The sequence below is a fragment of the Spirosoma arcticum genome (assembly GCF_054779955.1).
Genome location: NZ_BAAGXG010000009.1, coordinates 238,197 through 254,201, shown reverse-complemented (window position 1 = coordinate 254,201; position 16,005 = coordinate 238,197). Strand labels below are relative to the sequence as shown.

Sequence of the window (16,005 nt, the reverse complement as noted above, 5' to 3'; positions counted from 1 at the left end):
GCTGCCGTTTATTTTGCGGTTACGGCTGAACCCGCTTTCACTACTTTCATGACGCCGTTCATTAAACGCCAGTGACCAGGAAAGGTGCAAACGAACGGGTAGTCGCCGGGCAGAGCCGGAGCCGTGAACTGGAGCCGGTATGTCTGATCCGGGTTTACTAAGGGCGTAGCCGCAATGACCTGTGGAATGGCTGGTACGTACCCTCGTTCGGCCCCATCTTTAGCCGTAATCAACTTGTCGGCAGCGGCCCCGATGATGTCCATGCTTTTCGGTCGGCCAATCACGATGTTATGTTGCATAGCGTCGGGATTTTCCAGAATGATTTCGACCGATTTGCCCGCCGTAACCGTAAATTCCTTTTTGTCATACCGCATCTCTTCCCGCACTGTTTTCAGCCGCACCACCTCAACGTTGGGGTCGGTCGGCTGGTCCTTCACCAATCCCCACGCTTCGTAGAGCCGGTTCAGGCGGTCGCGGTTGTCGGCCGACGTTGTGTTAGCTACGCTGGCTAAGAATGCTTTGTCGGCTTCGCGAACGGCGACTTTTTGTTTCAGGTTCCAGCCTTCAGCCACGCCTTTTACAACGGCTGCGCTCCGGGCTTCGTCCATGCGCTGAGACTGGCGCAGCAACGCCACGACCGAGTCGACCGGCGCAGCCGACGCATAGCTCCGGCTGGCGCGTTCGAGCACGTAGGCACTCATGCTCTGCGGGGCACGGTACGTCAGCAAGTGGGTCTTGTTGTTATTCTGCTCGTTTCCTTCGTCAATTTTATTATCACGGTCCAGCATTGCAGTGATAGTGTACTGACCAGCCCGGTCGAACTGAACGGTGAAATCGGCATTCCACGGCCCGTTATTTCCCTTGCTGATGGTGACGGTTTCGCCGGGCTGAATACCGGTATCGTGCGACACGCTCACGTAATCAATCTTTGCCTTATCCGAGGCATTATCCGGCCCTTCGATTCGTAGTGCCAGCGGAATAGGTGTTCCGGCCGGAATAGCGGTGCCCCCCGCGTTCGTCAAGTCCACGTGAATTCGGGTGCCTTCGCGCACGGCGGGTGACTCTGGGGTGGTTCGGATAGCCGCAATGACCAGGTCCGGCCGACTACCAGCGCCAGTGGGCACCACAACAGACGTCTGCTGTGATGCCGCCGTTTCGTTTGGACCATGACCCATCCCAGCCTGGTTATGCGCACCCATATCGTGCTTCGGCGCACTGTTTGGTCCGGCGGGTGCACTCAGGGACACTTGCTGGAGATATGCCTTCATCAATTGCCCATTGTTGCTGTTTAGTGCTACGGCAAATGCATCAGGCAACCAACGATCCGTAGCTTCATTAGCTTTATCAAGGTGGGTCAGTATCATTTTCTGTACGGCTGGACTCTGAGGCATTTCAGACAGCGCCAGCAGCGTATTCAGCACGACCAATGGTTCTTTATCGGCCAGCATGTCCGCTTGTAGTAGTGCATCGGCCGACTGTTGAGTACGGGGCAGTACCTGCACGACTGTTTTACGAACGTGCGCATCGGGGTGGCGCAACGCGGCCTGCAATACCGGAAACACCGACGGATCGGCCAACGCCTGTAACCCTTCGATTACGCGAAGTGCATGAATCGACGTTGGATTGATGCCTATTTTATCCACCGATGGATCGGCCACTAATTTCAGCAACTGCGGCACCACATCCTTGTTGCCCCGCTCGACCAGCAACCGCTGGGCAGTCATGCGCCAGAACATATTGTCGTTTTTGAGTGCGGCAATCAACTCGGCCGGGCGGTCTTTGCTGAGTGCCAGTGGCGTGTAGGCCGATGCTCCTTTGTAGCCAACGCGGTAGATGCGGCCGTGCGTGAAGTCGCGCAAATCGGTGTCGTAGGCGTTGCCTCTGCCATTTTCAAACCCCTTGGGCACTGGATTATGCTGAATGATGAAACTGTACCAGTCCACCACCCAAACGGCCCCGTCTGGCCCGGTTTCGGCAAACACCGGAGCAAACCACTCGTCGGCACCCGCCATCAGGTTAAAGCCCGTACCAACGGCTTCCGTGTCTTCGTAATCAGTACCGCTTTTGCGCATCAGGTTCTGGTGCACAATGTGGCCCGTTGGTTCGGACACGAATGCGATCTTGTTCCAGTACGCTTTGGGGAAGGCGCGGGCGGTGTAAAAGTTGTGGCCCGCTGCCGCCGTGAAACCGCCAAACACGTCGACCTGCCGGACGCGCTCCGTAATGGGTTTCATGTCCTTGTGCGTGTCGGTGCCGCGACTGCCGTTCTCACGCAGGTGCGCTCCCCCCTGGAAATACCGATTGGGAATGGCCATGTACCAGCCGTGTGCGTTGTTGGCCGTGCTGCCAAACACGTCGCCCGTTTCGTTGAAAGCCAAACCCCAGGTATTGTTGGATGTGCCGGTGACGTGTTCGAGTTGGGAACCGTTGGGTTTGAATCGAAAAAAACCAGAACTGAATTTTACGCTATCTGCGCCGATTTTGCCCTTGAAGCCAGAGTAACCAACGCTGCCCCAAATCCAGTTGTCGAAACCATAGTGAAGATTACTCGGTCCGGCGTGAGTATCAAACGTACCAAAGCCGGTGAACACAATTTTATTGACGTCGGCTTTGTCGTCGCCGTTGGTATCCTGCAAGAACAGCATGTGCGGAGCCTGCGACACATACAGGCCCCCGTTGGCGAAAACCATGCCGGTCGGAATGCTCAGCCCTTCGGCAAAATTGGTAAACTTGTCGGCCTTGCCATCCTTATCGGTGTCTTCGCAGATGACAATGTAATCAGAGCCACCTTCGGGCTTACGTTCGTTGGGATAATCTTTCGTAATGAGTGCGTATAGACGTCCCCGTTCGTCCCACGCCAGCGCAATGGGATGCATCACGTTCGGCTCGTGCGCAAACAGATCCAGCGTGAAACCGACCGGTACCTGAATATGCTTTATCGACTCCTCCGGCGACAACGGCTCCTGCTGTAACTGTGCACCGGGCCGTTTTTCGTAGTTCGGGAGTTTGGCTTCGTGATAGGCAAACGGCTGCGGATTCAGCGCGTCGTGCCATTTTTTCACCTCGTCGCCCACGGCCCACAAAATACCGCGCTCGAGCAGTTGCCCAAATTCCGGCTGACTCCAGGTCCGCTCGTCGTGGCCGTAGGCCGTGTAGAACACCCGTCCCTTGCCGTACTGCCGCGTCCAAGTGTAGGGTTCCTCCTTTTGGTCAGGGCGGTCTTTGGTCTGATCGGCTTTGATGTCCCGAACCGCCAGCACGTTGTTATCGGCTTGCAGGTGGGTGTGCAAATAGGTTTCGTCATACGCTTTAAACGACGACAAACCGGTTGTTAACGGGCTGTTCGGCTGCACGAAGCGCGTTTGAATGGTGTCCATCTTATGCCGCCAGAATTGCCCGCCTACAACCTTATCGACGTATTCCGACGAGTTACGGAAGCAATAGGACGCGCAATGCACCGGAATCAGTCCGTGCCCCGACGCCACGTAGTCGAGCAGCGCCTTTTCCTGCGGCTTGGGAATGCTGTCCCAATTGGCGTAGATCAACAACCCGTCGTACTTGTTGAGATTGTCGGCGTTGAGGTCTTCGAGCTTATCGGTATAGGTAATATTGATGCCTTTGTTGCCCAGCGCGGCCATCAATTGCGGTACCCGCTCAATGGGCTTATGATGGCCGTTGTCGCCCAGAAACAGGATTTCCGTCCGGCGCGGCTTAGCTGCATTTGCCAACATATCGCGCGGGCTTTTCGCTGGTTGGCGGGCGCATTGAGTGAGTGCGACAAGCACCAGTCCCGCCAATGTAATTTTCACTTGCTTAACCAACATATAGGTATTTGTTCAAAAAGCTGTTTTACATTAATTCCCACCGATACCGGCACTTTTGCCGCTCGCCATCCTGATACATATCACTATCCTCTGGCAGGTCAACGATCTCTATAAATTTTGCGCCAATGCGTTCACAAGTTCGACGCGAAGGCCAATTATCAGGATCGCAGGTAATCCAAAGTTCAGTAAATCCGTGCTGCAACGCCACCGGCTTCAGTTCCAGACAGGCGTAAGCCGCGTAATGTCTGCCGCGATGGGCTTCGTCCACGTTATAGCCAATGTGGCCAGCATACAGCAGAATGTCATCCTCATTGCTTAACCGCAATCGTATTGCTCCTACTTTTTCCCGTGAGTTTTTCTCAACTATAAAATAATGCTCACTCTGCACGGTATTTTTTCCTGGATCAGCCGGAAAAGCATTAGCAAACAAGAGTGTTACGGGTGAATCATCCACTTACCTAAAAGTCAGGCAGTTTCATAATCTCCCCGCTCCGCATTGCCGACTCGTGCGCCAGAATCCCTACACTTGTCCAGTTGGCCGACTGAGCCGCGTTCGGGAAAGGATCGCGGTCGGTCATAATCGCACTCACAAACTCATGAACCATGTGTGGGTGCGAACCGCCATGACCGCCCCCCTGCGTAAACGACAGGTGTTGCTGCTCATCGGCGTCATACACACCCTTCGTGGTGAAACGCTGAATGGATTCGGGCAGGTAATGCGCGTAGTCGGGCACGGTTACTTTCTCGGGAATTTCCGGCTCCGGCTTTTTAGCGGTATGAATCACCGGCGGTTCGTCTTCGATCAGTTGCCACTCAAACGATTTTTTGTCGCCGTACACCTCGAAACTCTCCCGATACTGCCGTGCCACGTCGAACAGCGACCGGTAGACATACGCGGACAAATCGCTGTTTTTAAACTTAATATGCGCCGACTCGACGGCAAACGGCGAGTTATGAATCTTGGCCAGTTCCTCCCGAATCGTGCCCGACCCGAAGCACGACACATAGTCTGCTTCGAGTTTGAGCAGGCCCGCCACCGGCCCGACGCAGTGCGTGGCGTAGTGCATGGGCGGCAAACCGGGCCAGTAGTCGGGCCAGCCATCCATATCCTGCTGGTGCGACGCTTTCAGAAACTGCACCTTTCCCAGCTCTCCTTTCTCGTATAACTCCTTGACAAACAGAAACTCACGGCTATAAACCACGGTCTCCATCATCATGTATTTCTTACCGCTCTCCCGGCACGCGTCTACAATAGCGTGGCAGTCGGCGACACTCGTAGCCATGGGCACCGTGCAGGCCACGTGCTTACCCGCCCGCAACGCCTTCAGAGTTTGCTCGGCGTGGTTGGGAATCGGCGAGTTAATATGTACCGCGTCCACCGCCGAGTCGGCCAGCAAATCGTCGTAGCTGGTGTAGCGTTTCTCAATGCCAAACGCATCACCAATCTGGTTTAGCTTATCGGCGTTGCGCTGGCAAATCGCGTACATCGTCGTGTCGGGATGCCGCTGGTAAATCGGGATGAATTCAGCCCCGAATCCGAGGCCAACGATGGCGATGTTTAGCATTTGCAAAGAGCGAAAGAGTGAATGAGTAAAAGAGCGATCAGTAATGGAGCAAACGAATATCTCAGGCGAGAGCACTCCGCTTCGGCGGTCCGATTCGTTCTTTCACGCTTTCGCTCTTTAAAAACGCCAGTCCATCCACCGCTAATTGCTCCGGCGAGTCGAACATAGGACGGAAGATATGGGTTGCGGCTGCTAATTCAGGTGGATTTGGACCGAAGGCTTCAATGGTGATTGGTCCCATGTAGCCAATCTCGCTCAATGTGTCGAAGACTTCGCTGAAGTTGATGTGACCACGTCCCGGCGTGGAGCGGTCGTTCTCCGAAATCTGAACGTGCACTAAGTAAGGAGCTATCGTTCGAATGGCGTCGCGGATGCTTTTTTCCTCCATGTTCGCGTGAAACGTATCGAACGCGGCCCGACAATTGACGTGGTCAACGGTCTCAACGTAGCGCACTACGTCATCGGCGCAGGTGAGCAAATAGGTCTCAAACCGGTTCAGGTATTCGATAGCCAGCGTAACGCCCTGCGTTTGGGCGTGTTCGGCTACGGCCCGCATGCCCGCCACCGACCAGGCCCACTCCTGTTCCGTTGCGGGTTTACCGGTGAATGTTTTAAAACCAGCGTAGAGTGGCCCCATCAGAATAGTAGCACCCACGGCGGCTGTACAGTCAACAACGTGTTTCAGATAGTCGACGCCCACCTGACGGACCAATTCGATGGGGCTAATCAGGCTGTACTCCGGACCACAAATCGTGCAGGTCTGAACGCCCAGTTCCAGTTCACGAAGCTGCTGACCGATGCGCTGCCATTTGATTACGTTCGCCCGGTCGGTGTTTGGTTCGTTGATCGGAACTTCGACAAAGTCGAACCCACTTTTCTTCAGGAACGACAATGTGTCCGACAGGTCCTCGTCCATACTCATCGTCCAGACAAACAGGTTCATTCCCAGCTTAGTCATACTCAGTCCAGAAAAAATTAAACAAAAGTAAGCAGTAACTGCCTGATCAACTCGGCTTTTCTTGGTCAGTTCTGACTTTATTTTATCACAGATAAGCAGTATCGTTCATCAATTACGTTAAAAAGCAGTAATCAATGAAGCAACCGCTTTACAAAGATCTTGAGCCAGTAGCGGCATCGTTTGTTGCGAAAGAGCTGATTGAGCCGCACTTCGATCCGAACTGGCATTTTCACCCGCACTACCAGTTATTTTTGGTGAAAGAAGGCACGGGTATGCGCTTCATTGGCGATTCGATCAAACCCTTCGGTCCGGGAGATCTGGTGTTTTTGGGTCCGAATTTGCCTCACCTCTGGCGCAGCGATCAGGCCTATTTTACGAAGCCGTGCACTCCACCCGGTCAACCCAAAGCTGGGGCTCTCGTGGCCCGGCCGCTCGTAGCGCGAGGCATAGTCGTTTACTTCTCCGGGAATTTTCTGGGAGACCGTTTTTTTGCCGGGCAGGAAATGACGGCGTTGCGGCATTTGTTTGACCATGCCCGGCAGGGATTGGAGTGGACGGGTTCTGGACGCGACCGGGCCGAAGCCGGTTTGGAGAACTTAGTGGCGCAGCCCGCTGGTTTTGGGCGAATTCTGAGTTTGCTGACCCTGCTGAATGACCTCTCGCACACCAGCGATTACCGGTTTCTGACGAGTCCCGGCTATACTAATACCATGAAGGCCTCCGAGGCCAATCCGGCAGAAATTACGGCAACCGAGCGGCCGGAACGGGCCTATCGCCGAATGCAGTTAGTGCACGATTATGTACTTAGCCATTTCCACGACGATCTTAATTTGGACACCATCGCCGATATGGCGGGTATGACGGCTCCCGCTTTTTGCCGGTACTTTAAGGCCCACGCCAACAAAACGTTTTCCGGTTTCGTGTCCGAGGTCCGCATTGGTCATGCCTGCAAACTGCTCATGAACGGTACCCTGAGCATTACCCAGATCAGTTTCGAGAGCGGATTTCATACACTCTCGAACTTCAACCGGCAGTTCAAAGATATTACGGGACAAACGCCGTCGGGATACGTAAAAACTTACCGTCAGCTCTGACGAATGAAATAGAAAAAGCCAGCCCTCGGAAGAACTGGCTTTTTGACAAAGCGAAACGGGTTTATCAGTAAGCTGTTGCAGCCGATGAGTTCGTTACCATGACGCCTTCCTGAATGAACGTCAGCAAATCGTCGTTCAACCGATCTTTCTCCGTCACGAATAATCCATGTGGCGCACCGTCGTACACGAGGTACTGCGCGTTAGGCAGGGCATTGGCTGTCAACTCGCCCGACGATTCGATGGGAACCGTTTTGTCGCCGTCGCCGTGGACAATCAGCACCGGCACGCGAATCTGGGTCAGGTCGTTGCGGAAGTCCGTTTCCGAAAACGCCCGGACACAATCGACCGTAGCCTTGTGGGATGCGACGTAAGCGCGGGCGAAATCACCGTCGAGGTGGGCCTGGCTAACGGGGTGGTTGATGAGATTGACGCCGTAGAACATCTTACCGAACGTTTGTAGAAAATCGGCCCGGTCTTTATTGATGTTTTCAACCATCGTGTCGAACGTGTCTTTATCCACGCCATCCGGGTTGGTATCGGTTTTCAGCAGATAAGGCGTCACGGCACTGACAAACGCCACCTTCGATACACGTGCCCCACCGTGACGTGCCATGTAGCGGGCTACCTCACCCCCGCCCATCGAAAAACCAACCAGCGTCACATTATGCAGGTCGAGTTCGTCGAGCACTGCTTTCAGGTCATCAGCCAAAGTATCGTAATCATAACCATCCCACGTTTGGGTAGATTTTCCGAAGCCCCGGCGGTCGTAAGCCACCACACGCAGATTGTGTTTTGGCAGTTCGGCCATCTGGTAGTCCCACATTTCGTGGCTCAGGGGCCAGCCGTGAATCAATACAACGGGGTTACCCGTGCCCTGGTCCGTATAAAAAAGCTTGATGTCTTCGCCGGACGTATCCGTACCTGCTTTGATGTAACTCATATGCGTAGCGTTACTTGTAAAGTTGTTGAGTTTACTTGATCCTTAAATTAACTGTAGCTACGCACAATAGTTTGCTATAGATTTTTTCTCTACGCTCTTTTACGGGGTATTTACTCTCTGGTATGAAACCATCACTGCTCACCCGCCTATCCGATCAACCTGACGCGCTCGACCACCTCCTGTCGGGCCTGACCGAAGACCAGATTCGCCAACGTCCGCCAACCGGCAAGTGGTCAATTTTCGAGAATCTGGCGCATTTAGGCCGCTATCAGGAAGTTTTTCTGGAACGTACCCAACGCATTATTGCTGAAGAAATGCCGACGTTCAGCCGGTACGCAGCTGACGATGACCTTGGCTTTGCCGAGTGGAACCGTCTGTCCTGGCAGACACTGACCGAACAGATGCGGGGTGAACGGGCAACGCTGAGTGCTTTTTTGAGTATTCTGCGAGAGGAGCAAATCACGTGCGTCGGCCTGCATCCGGCTTACGGCCCCATGACCCTTGAGGGATGGACGGAGTTTTTCCTACTCCACGAAGCGCATCACTTTTTCACGATTCTGCGGCTGGGCGGTTCGTTGCGGACGGCGGAGCAGCCGATGGGACTATAATTATGTTCGTCACCCATATCAGTCTGTTACTTGGGCGGAAATTTTTTATAAATTTCTTTCCGGTTCAGGATTCGGGAAAGAACAATGGTATCATCTTCCAGATAGAAACCAACGCGAAAATTGCTATTTTCACTCAATCGCAACCGAAACGCCTTTAACTTCTTATCTGCCCGCCAGCTCCTTTACTGAATACGTCAAGTCGTCAAGGGATTGTGCCTCTTCGATGGCTTTGTAAATGGTCTTCAACTCATCAAGAATAGATTCTGGCAACTTTTTAGCATCGCGCCCAAACGAGTTATCTTCTTCGATTTTCATGGTGCAAGTTAGCTAAGCAGAAGAGCAACCCGACTGCGTTGCTCTGAGACAAAAGTGCTTGTGTTAACTCGTCTATTTTATCTGTTTTTTAGCTATTGCCTAAAGTTTATCTGCTCTTCGCTGCTCATCCGACCTTCTTTTTTTCCTTCCTCTACTAACTTCAGTAACGCCTTATCTTCTTCCTCTTCAGTCAGATACTGCTCTTCGATTTGCACTCGCGCTTTAGCCGCCTTAGCAACTTCCGTGAACAGTTTCTTGTACTGTTTATCTACGTCAATGACCAATCGCATACCTCTACCTGTTTTCGTCAAATGTACTAAAAACTTACATCAACACGCCTTGAAACACCTCGTCTAAGCGCGATACGGGCTTAATGCTGATTGTATAGCTCTTGGTGTCCAAGCCCTTCAAGTTGTATTTGGAGATAAACATTTGCTTAAACCCCAGCTTCTGTGCTTCAGCAATGCGCGACTCAATTCGGCTCACGGCCCGCACTTCGCCCCCCAGCCCGATTTCAGCCGCAAACGCCACCGACGGCGGGATGGCAATGTCTTCATAACTTGACACGACGGCCGCGCACACGGCTAAGTCGATGGCCGGGTCTTCCACGCGCAGGCCGCCCGCAATGTTTAGGAAAACATCCTGCTGACCCAGCCGAAAACCGCCCCGCTTTTCCAGCACGGCCAGCAACATGTTCAACCGCTTGGCATCGAAACCGGTGCTACTGCGCTGGGGCGTGCCGTACGTGGCCACGCTCACTAATGCCTGCGTCTCAATCAGCAGCGGCCGGTTGCCCTCCAGCATCGACCCGATGGTGACGCCACTCAGGGCTTCGTCGCGCTGCGAAATCAGAATTTCGGACGGGTTCGTAACCTGCCGCAGGCCTGAGCCGAGCATTTCGTAAATGCCCAGTTCGTCGGTGCTGCCGAAGCGGTTTTTGTTGGTGCGCAGAATTCGGTACGTTGTGTGGCGGTCGCCCTCGAAGGTCAGCACGGTATCGACCATGTGCTCAAGCACCTTCGGTCCGGCTAAGGTGCCTTCTTTGGTAATGTGGCCGATCATAAATACCGGTACGCCCGATTCTTTGGCGTATTTCATAAACTCGGCCGCACATTCACGCACCTGCGAAACGCTCCCCGCCCCCGACTCCACCAGCGACGACTGCATAGTCTGGATGGAGTCAATAATCAGGATTTCTGGCTCAAAATGTTCGACTACCCGGAAGATGTTCTGGGTTGAGGTTTCGGTCATCACGTGACAGTCGCTGGTGGGTGCATCCAGGCGTTCGGCACGCATTTTGATCTGTTGTTCACTTTCCTCACCCGACACATAGAGCACCCGCATACCGGCCAGACCGAGCGCAATTTGCAGCAGCAACGTGGATTTACCAATGCCCGGCTCCCCGCCAATCAGCACCAGCGAACCGGGAACGATGCCGCCCCCCAACACGCGGTTCAATTCGCCATCGGTGGTGCGGATGCGCGGCTGCTCTTCGTAGTTGATGGCGTGCAGTGCTTTGGGCTTGGCGGCAATTTTGATATTGCCTGGCCCGGCAGAAGGCGTTCGCCAGCCGCCTTTTTCGGGTTCGTCTTTTTGGACAACTTCCTCAACAATGGTGTTCCATTCGCCACACGTTGGGCAGCGGCCCATCCATTTAGCCGCCTGCTGACCACAACTCTGACAGAAATACGTAGTTCTTAATTTGGCCATTCTATGGTTAATGAATAATGCAGAATGTAAAAATGAATAATGTTGGCTATCCGGTTAAACCCAATCTGCTACAGCGAATCCAAGTCATAGCGCCGACCGAAATTGTCCATTATTTATTCACCAATATTCATTAAAATAACGCCGTTTCCTCGAAATAAGTTGACCCGGACACCGGACACGGCGACTGAACGTTTAACCAATAATACCATCAGTACAACCATGAAAAAAAATCGGTTATTCACTACACTCTGCACGGCCCTCGCCTTGTTTCCGGTCCTGACGTTTGCCCAGGGCGGTTTTCAGATTGGCGTCAAAGGCGGTGTCAATCTGTCAAAGCTTTCGTTCGGGAATTTCGTCGGAACGAGCACGAACCCAAACGGATCGCCGTCGGTGACTGTCGACGGGCAGACATTCCGCAACAACCTGAACGAAAGTCTGCGCAGCAAAACCGGAACATCGTTCGGCATTTACACCCGGTTTGGTAAAAACCTGTTTATCCAGCCCGAGGTCTTGTACTCAACCCGGTCTGGTTCCTTTACAATTGAGCGGAATGGGCAATCGGAGAGCGTGACGGTCAAAACGACCAGTTTCGACGTGCCCGTTCTGCTGGGTATCAAGGGTGGCCCCATTCGGGTGATGGCAGGCCCGGTCGTTTCGTTCCGCGTTGACGATAATCAGCGACTTGGTGTAGCCCTGTCTCAGTATACCAATGGCTCATTGAACGATGCCTGGTCCAAAGCGTACTACGGGTATCAGGTTGGCGGTGGGTTGGATCTGGGGTCGCTTGGTATTGACGTACGCTACGAAGGCAATCTGTCCGATATTGCTCAGATCAACGACAGCAGCGGCAAATTCGGTCAGCGGCTGAAATCGTGGCAGATTACGCTCGCTTACAAACTATTTTAAAAAAGTTTTAAGAGTCGTAAGTACTCGACGCGCTCTGTCAATCCTTACGACTTTTACGACTCTCTAAAAAAACAAGCCGTTGCTGTCTACTCCTTTTTGGGAAGTTGCAGCAACGGCTGTCTGTTCAATTAACCCACTAAATGCTGTTACGTTGGCGTAGAAATGGATTGTTCATACCGTTCTAACGGCAGTGCGTTTTAGATGTAGCTGTCAGTTAAATGCCCGCTGCCAGTACTGCGCCAACTGCTGCGTGATGTCTTTCATGCGCCGACGCGAGATGGCCACATCACGGCCATCGGCTAAACGCACCTGCCGTTCTTTGCTGAACACATCCCGCTGTACGTAAGCTAAGCTGACAATGTACGATTTGTGAATCCGGATAAAAATTGATGCGTCGAGCGTCTTCTCAAATTCTTTGAGCGTTTTCGATACTAAGTACCGCTTACGGTCACGCGTGTGCAGAAAGGTGTAATTCCCCTCGCCCTGCAAACAGACTATATCGTCGGCCGAGATGAAAATGGTGCGGTTGAAGTAAGGCAATGCAATGCGGTGCGAGCCGCGCTGGTAGGCGACGGGAAACTGGGGGGCAACGGTGTGAGACTGGATAGACGAGAGAGCAGTGGCTTCCATGAGCTAAAGGTTTGTGTTTCAGTTCGTGATTGATGAAACAAAGCTACCTGGCTACCACTGATCAAGAAAAAACGCTTTGATTAGCAAGGGCTGACATTATGAGTCAACCAGTTGCTAATCAAAGCGTTGTGTTTTTCCTTGTGTTTATCTTTGAGTGAATGTACGCTCTGTATTACGTAAAACTACGTGGTTGACACAAAAGGGCACCTACGGGCCGCTCACGGCCTATTACTTCACTGCCTGTTTATCCGATTCTAACTAATGACAACCGGTTGAAAATCACGAATGCGATCCATGAACATCTGCGCCCGCCGACGTGAAATTTTCACTTGCTGACCGTCAGTCAATTCAAGCTCACCTTCCTTTTTAACGAAGAACTTGCGAACGAAACCAAGGTTTACAATGCACGATTTGTGCACCCGTACAAACGCCTGACCATCGAGCAACGTCTCATACTCCTTCAGTGTGCGGGAAACCAACATTTTGGTGCCGTCTTTAAGAAAAAAGTTCGTGTAGTTGCCGGAGCCTTCTAAACGCACAATCTCATCGACGGATACGGTGCGTTTGCGGTCGTAGAACGGAATCAGCAGTTTTTGACGACACGTAGAGTCGGCAAGCTTTTCCCCACTTTTGTGGAAAGGCATGGACATTGGATCGAAAATAGAGTCGTTGACAAATGCTTTCATAATTGTTCGGGAAAATGGTTAGCGTACACTAATCTAAGGTGATGTTCAGTTACTTAATTCGCACTGGTACTGCCCGTAACTGCTGCATTTACTCAGTACCTTATGCGTATTATTTACAACAATCAGACCTACTTGTAACAGAGTGTTGCTCATTCGTTTAGTTAGTGGTACAACTCCCTAACTACAAACATTATTTCACCGTTTAATCAACAAAGCAGCAAAGCGTCTTTATTACTGTACTCATCGCCACTTGCTGCTGTTCGGGCGCTCTGCCGTTAATGAGGATACGGTCAGGCTTATAAGCGGGGAAAAGTGAAGGCTATGCCCTTTTTCTTACCTTTGTCGTTACGCAAAAGCCCCTTATTAATGCCCGGTATGCTGGATAAAGTGAACGTCATCACTGAAGAGATTTTACAATACACCGTTGTTTCGAAAGAGCAGTTAGACCAGTTTCGCCTGCGCTACATCAGTCGGAAAGGGGTAGTGACCGAGTTGTTCGATGCCCTCAAAAACGTGCCGTCCGACGAACGCCGATCTGTTGGGCAGGCCCTGAATGGCGTAAAGACTCTTGCTCAGGAACGGTTCGAGTTGTTTAGCCAATTCATTGAAAACCAGCAAAATTCGGCCAACAGTGCCCCGCCCCTTGATCTGACGCTGCCCACCGTGCCAAACCTGACGGGCACGCAGCATCCGCTGAGTTTGGTGCGGCAGCGGATCGTTCAAATATTTGAACGAATCGGTTTCAACGTTGCCGACGGTCCCGAAATAGAGTCGGACTGGTACAATTTTGGGGCGCTGAACTTTCCCGCCAATCACCCCGCCCGTGATATGCAGGATACATTTTTTGTGGAAAAGGCGGCCGAAGACAGCACCAGTTCGGGCGATATGCTGCTGCGTACGCATACCTCGAACGTGCAAATTCGCCTGATGGAGCATCAGAAGCCTGGTCCGGATGGTGCGCCAACGCCCTTCCGGCCAATACGGTCCATTATGCCGGGCCGGGTGTATCGAAACGAAACCATTTCGGCGCGGGCGCACTGCATGTTTCACCAGGTCGAAGGAATTTACATTGACCACAACGTGGGTTTCAAAGACCTGAAAGACACGCTGTATCATTTCGTGAAAGAGATGTTTGACCCAGGCACTCAAATCCGCTTTCGGCCGTCCTACTTTCCGTTTACCGAACCCAGCGCTGAAATCGATATTTCGTGCCAGATCTGCGGGGGCACGGGCTGCAACATCTGCAAACACAGCGGATGGGTCGAAATTGCCGGATCGGGCATGGTTGATCCGCAGGTAATCGCCAATTGCGGCATCGACCCCGATGAATACACCGGTTTTGCCTTTGGAATGGGGATTGAGCGTATTACCCAGCTAAAGTACGTGGTCAACGACCTGCGGCTTTACACTGAAAACGACGTTCGGTTCCTGCGCCAGTTTGAAGGAATTTAGTGAAGAGTGAAAGAGCGAATGGTGAAAGAATGAATAGCTGACGCATCACCACAATTCGCTCTTTCACGCATTCGCTCTTTCACGCATTAAAAATGAATCCCATCCGACTATCTGATTTAGCCTTTACCCTCGAAGCCGTCATCGACGAAGCGTTCGGGCAGAAAATGCTGTGGGTGGTGGCCGAAACGAGCGACATCAAAAACTACCCCGACCGGGGCTACTGCTTTCTGACGCTGGTGGAGCGCGAAGCCGGGCATGAAACGCTCGCTAAACTCGACGCCTGCATCTGGCGGAAGAATTACCACACCATTCGCGACTTCGAAAGCGCGACGGGTGTGGCCTTCGCCCGCAACATTCAACTCTTGCTGCTGGTATCGGTTGGGTTCAGCCCGGTGTACGGATTACGGGTGGAAATCCTGAAAATCGATCCGTCCTACACCCTCGGCAACTTGGAGCGCGAGCGGCAGGCCGTGCTCGATGCGCTCATCCGCGACCATCCTGATTTGGTCTGGCTCGAAGCCGGGCAGTATATCACGGCCAACCAACTCCTGCCCCGCCCGGCGGTTATGCAGCGGCTGGCGCTGATTTCGGCTCCTAATTCCGACGGCTGGCGCGATTTCCGGCACGAGCTGGCCCAAAATGCCTTTGGCTATGCGTTTGCCGTCGATGAGTACCTCACGCAGGTGCAGGGTGCGGGCGCTGAGCGGGCCATCTGCGGGCAGCTCGAACGAATTCGGTTGAGCAACGTACCCTACGACGCGGTAGTTATTGTGCGCGGGGGCGGTTCGCAACTGGATTTTGGCTCGTTCGATACCTTTCTGATGGGTCATGCCGTTGCCGGTTTTGGCATTCCGATTCTGGCGGGTATCGGCCACGAACGCAACGTTAGCCTGACGGATATGCTGTGCCACGAAAGCGTGAAAACACCGACCAAAGCAGCCGCCTTTCTGATCGACCATAACCGGCAATTTGAAGAAAGCTGTCTGCGGCTGCGCGACCGGCTGGGCGTGGTTGCCCGCGAATCCCTGCTGATTGCCCGTGAGCAGTTGGACAGCGAGACCGAACGGCTGCGCTTTGTGATGCACAACTACTTCCGCAATCGCCATACCGACCTGACCGAAAAGGCCGTGACGCTGCGCCACCTCGACCCGGCCAACGTGCTCCGGCGTGGGTATGCCCTGCTGCTTCGCGAGGGTCGTATCGTTACCAACGTTGCCGACCTTCGTCCCAACGACCCATTGCAGGTACAGCTACGCGACGGAACTATTACAGTAGTCAGTCAGTGAGTCGGTTAGTGGTCAGTAGCTGACGCAAAAT

The 16,005-nt window shown here is 53.0% G+C and carries 15 protein-coding genes; 5 read left to right on the top strand and 10 right to left on the bottom strand.

Annotated elements, in window-relative coordinates; all coding sequences use genetic code 11:
• Positions 1–8: 8 nt before the first annotated feature.
• The 4 genes from ACYVHB_RS21280 to ACYVHB_RS21265 all read right to left on the bottom strand — a co-directional run bounded on the left by ACYVHB_RS21280 (position 9) and on the right by ACYVHB_RS21265 (position 6,347).
• Positions 9–3,824, bottom strand: a complete 3,816-nt coding sequence (locus tag ACYVHB_RS21280; RefSeq protein WP_461053808.1) for a PVC-type heme-binding CxxCH protein — start codon at positions 3,822–3,824, stop codon at positions 9–11.
• A 25-nt stretch (positions 3,825–3,849) separates the two neighbouring features.
• Positions 3,850–4,254: a GNAT family N-acetyltransferase gene (locus ACYVHB_RS21275; protein ID WP_461053807.1), complete on the bottom strand. Its 405-nt coding sequence runs from the start codon at positions 4,252–4,254 to the stop codon at positions 3,850–3,852.
• 28 nt (positions 4,255–4,282) lie between these two features.
• Complete coding sequence (locus ACYVHB_RS21270; protein WP_461053806.1) at positions 4,283–5,389, bottom strand: Gfo/Idh/MocA family protein; 1,107 nt, start codon at positions 5,387–5,389, stop codon at positions 4,283–4,285.
• 61 nt (positions 5,390–5,450) lie between these two features.
• Positions 5,451–6,347 carry a sugar phosphate isomerase/epimerase family protein gene (locus ACYVHB_RS21265; RefSeq protein ID WP_461053805.1) on the bottom strand — a complete coding sequence of 299 codons (897 nt, stop codon included), beginning with the start codon at positions 6,345–6,347 and terminating at the stop codon, positions 5,451–5,453.
• A gap of 134 nt (positions 6,348–6,481) precedes the next feature.
• Here ACYVHB_RS21265 and ACYVHB_RS21260 point away from each other — a divergent pair, with 134 nt between their 5' ends.
• Entirely contained in the window at positions 6,482–7,441 is a 960-nt protein-coding gene (locus tag ACYVHB_RS21260; protein WP_461053804.1) for an AraC family transcriptional regulator, read from the top strand.
• Between the two features lie 64 nt (positions 7,442–7,505).
• Here ACYVHB_RS21260 and ACYVHB_RS21255 read toward each other — a convergent pair whose 3' ends face one another.
• Positions 7,506–8,381, bottom strand: coding sequence for an alpha/beta fold hydrolase (locus ACYVHB_RS21255; RefSeq protein WP_461053803.1), 876 nt, complete (start codon positions 8,379–8,381; stop codon positions 7,506–7,508).
• 122 nt (positions 8,382–8,503) lie between these two features.
• Between ACYVHB_RS21255 and ACYVHB_RS21250 the strand changes: the two genes are divergently transcribed.
• Complete coding sequence (locus ACYVHB_RS21250) at positions 8,504–8,989, top strand: DinB family protein (RefSeq protein ID WP_461053802.1); 486 nt, start codon at positions 8,504–8,506, stop codon at positions 8,987–8,989.
• 162 nt (positions 8,990–9,151) lie between these two features.
• On the opposite strand, the gene ACYVHB_RS21245 is transcribed toward ACYVHB_RS21250, so the two are convergent.
• The 3 genes from ACYVHB_RS21245 to radA form a co-directional block, all read right to left on the bottom strand.
• Positions 9,152–9,304: a hypothetical protein gene (locus tag ACYVHB_RS21245; protein WP_461053801.1), complete on the bottom strand. Its 153-nt coding sequence runs from the start codon at positions 9,302–9,304 to the stop codon at positions 9,152–9,154.
• Positions 9,305–9,396: 92 nt separating this feature from the next.
• Positions 9,397–9,594 carry a hypothetical protein gene (locus ACYVHB_RS21240; RefSeq protein ID WP_461053800.1) on the bottom strand — a complete coding sequence of 66 codons (198 nt, stop codon included), beginning with the start codon at positions 9,592–9,594 and terminating at the stop codon, positions 9,397–9,399.
• A gap of 34 nt (positions 9,595–9,628) precedes the next feature.
• Positions 9,629–11,014 (bottom strand): DNA repair protein RadA, encoded by a 1,386-nt coding sequence (gene radA, locus ACYVHB_RS21235; protein WP_461053799.1) that lies wholly within the window; start codon positions 11,012–11,014, stop codon positions 9,629–9,631.
• Between the two features lie 219 nt (positions 11,015–11,233).
• On the opposite strand from radA, the gene ACYVHB_RS21230 reads away from it, so the two are divergent.
• On the top strand, positions 11,234–11,920 hold the full coding sequence (locus ACYVHB_RS21230) for an outer membrane beta-barrel protein (protein WP_461053798.1): 687 nt from the start codon (positions 11,234–11,236) through the stop codon (positions 11,918–11,920).
• Between the two features lie 210 nt (positions 11,921–12,130).
• Here ACYVHB_RS21230 and ACYVHB_RS21225 read toward each other — a convergent pair whose 3' ends face one another.
• Entirely contained in the window at positions 12,131–12,550 is a 420-nt protein-coding gene (locus ACYVHB_RS21225; protein ID WP_461053797.1) for a LytR/AlgR family response regulator transcription factor, read from the bottom strand.
• Between the two features lie 254 nt (positions 12,551–12,804).
• The gene (locus ACYVHB_RS21220; RefSeq protein ID WP_461053796.1) at positions 12,805–13,236 is read right to left on the bottom strand and encodes a LytR/AlgR family response regulator transcription factor; all 432 of its coding nucleotides are present in this window, start codon (positions 13,234–13,236) and stop codon (positions 12,805–12,807) included.
• A 375-nt stretch (positions 13,237–13,611) separates the two neighbouring features.
• On the opposite strand from ACYVHB_RS21220, the gene pheS reads away from it, so the two are divergent.
• Positions 13,612–14,688, top strand: coding sequence for a phenylalanine--tRNA ligase subunit alpha (gene pheS / locus ACYVHB_RS21215; protein ID WP_461053898.1), 1,077 nt, complete (start codon positions 13,612–13,614; stop codon positions 14,686–14,688).
• Positions 14,689–14,780: 92 nt separating this feature from the next.
• The gene (locus ACYVHB_RS21210; RefSeq protein WP_461053795.1) at positions 14,781–15,974 is read left to right on the top strand and encodes an exodeoxyribonuclease VII large subunit; all 1,194 of its coding nucleotides are present in this window, start codon (positions 14,781–14,783) and stop codon (positions 15,972–15,974) included.
• The last annotated feature ends 31 nt before the right edge of the window (positions 15,975–16,005 follow it).

What these genes read in the sequence shown, in the direction of transcription:
- radA (WP_461053799.1), bottom strand. Translation starts at nt 11,014, where the DNA reads ATGGCCAAATTAAGAACTACGTATTTCTGTCAGAGTTGTGGTCAGCAG.
- ACYVHB_RS21225 (WP_461053797.1), bottom strand. Translation starts at nt 12,550, where the DNA reads ATGGAAGCCACTGCTCTCTCGTCTATCCAGTCTCACACCGTTGCCCCC.
- ACYVHB_RS21265 (WP_461053805.1), bottom strand. Translation starts at nt 6,347, where the DNA reads ATGACTAAGCTGGGAATGAACCTGTTTGTCTGGACGATGAGTATGGAC.
- ACYVHB_RS21270 (WP_461053806.1), bottom strand. Translation starts at nt 5,389, where the DNA reads ATGCTAAACATCGCCATCGTTGGCCTCGGATTCGGGGCTGAATTCATC.
- ACYVHB_RS21220 (WP_461053796.1), bottom strand. Translation starts at nt 13,236, where the DNA reads ATGAAAGCATTTGTCAACGACTCTATTTTCGATCCAATGTCCATGCCT.
- ACYVHB_RS21255 (WP_461053803.1), bottom strand. Translation starts at nt 8,381, where the DNA reads ATGAGTTACATCAAAGCAGGTACGGATACGTCCGGCGAAGACATCAAG.
- ACYVHB_RS21230 (WP_461053798.1), top strand. Translation starts at nt 11,234, where the DNA reads ATGAAAAAAAATCGGTTATTCACTACACTCTGCACGGCCCTCGCCTTG.
- ACYVHB_RS21260 (WP_461053804.1), top strand. Translation starts at nt 6,482, where the DNA reads ATGAAGCAACCGCTTTACAAAGATCTTGAGCCAGTAGCGGCATCGTTT.
- ACYVHB_RS21280 (WP_461053808.1), bottom strand. Translation starts at nt 3,824, where the DNA reads ATGTTGGTTAAGCAAGTGAAAATTACATTGGCGGGACTGGTGCTTGTC.
- ACYVHB_RS21210 (WP_461053795.1), top strand. Translation starts at nt 14,781, where the DNA reads ATGAATCCCATCCGACTATCTGATTTAGCCTTTACCCTCGAAGCCGTC.
- ACYVHB_RS21250 (WP_461053802.1), top strand. Translation starts at nt 8,504, where the DNA reads ATGAAACCATCACTGCTCACCCGCCTATCCGATCAACCTGACGCGCTC.
- pheS (WP_461053898.1), top strand. Translation starts at nt 13,612, where the DNA reads ATGCTGGATAAAGTGAACGTCATCACTGAAGAGATTTTACAATACACC.
- ACYVHB_RS21240 (WP_461053800.1), bottom strand. Translation starts at nt 9,594, where the DNA reads ATGCGATTGGTCATTGACGTAGATAAACAGTACAAGAAACTGTTCACG.
- ACYVHB_RS21245 (WP_461053801.1), bottom strand. Translation starts at nt 9,304, where the DNA reads ATGAAAATCGAAGAAGATAACTCGTTTGGGCGCGATGCTAAAAAGTTG.